Consider the following 878-nt stretch of genomic DNA (forward strand, 5'->3'; position numbering starts at 1 on the left):
ATTCATTTCTCTCCTTACAGTAAATTAGAATAACGCCTTATAGTCCTCTATAAATTCAGTGTAATTATACTGAAACCCTTCTTCATGAAAATGAAAAAAACTTACCCCTCCCTATAATTATATAGAAAGTGGTAAGTTTAATTTTCTAGGAATATCGGAATGAAACTCCGGTGTATGCAAAACAGAAAATGAATACCCTTGTTGAATAAACAATACATCAGTATGTTTACTTTCAAATGGAACACTATTTTTCTTAAAGTTATTTTGGATTTGTTGTAAAAACGCATGATCCGGTGTTCCGAATGAAACATGTACTTTCGGTGGTAAAGCTTTCATCGCGATTGGAATCCACGGTCGCTGCCACCAGGTTGCAACGATATATGCAGTGCCACCTATTACAAAGTTAAAAATATCCCCATCTTCCTTCGTTTTCATGTCTAGATTTGATTTCAACCATTCCGTAAATACAGGTACACTTTTAACCGGAAGACCAATTTCCCTTACGTATAAAATGTTTAACGGTGAATGCGGGACTAATACATCTTCTTTAACATAACTATGTGCAATAATTTCGAGAAGATTTCCATCACCATCTTTAAAGTATAAATTGAATAGACCATTCTCCTCACCAATTGTATGACCATCTTTCCATTTCACAATGAGTAATCCAGACTCTTTAAGCCATTTTGCCGTTTCATGAAACTTTGAATATGGGATCTCAAAAGCGAAATGCGCAGGTGCAATTGGTTCATATACTTCTTGAAAACTAATTGTTGTATACGGTGTTACTTCAAATTGAATATATGATGCGGTTTCTTTTTTTATTGGAAAAGATAATATGTCGTTATAGACTTGTTTTACCCCTTCTATAGAAACCG

At 34.2% G+C, this 878-nt stretch carries 1 protein-coding gene; it reads right to left on the reverse strand.

The annotated features are described in order from the left end of the window. Window positions 1-117: 117 nt before the first annotated feature. Window positions 118-878: VOC family protein (locus AC1DTM_RS29160; RefSeq protein ID WP_477001567.1), on the reverse strand; the 761-nt coding region annotated here is incomplete at its 5' end.

The organism is Bacillus sp. P4_D3 (assembly GCF_056401855.1).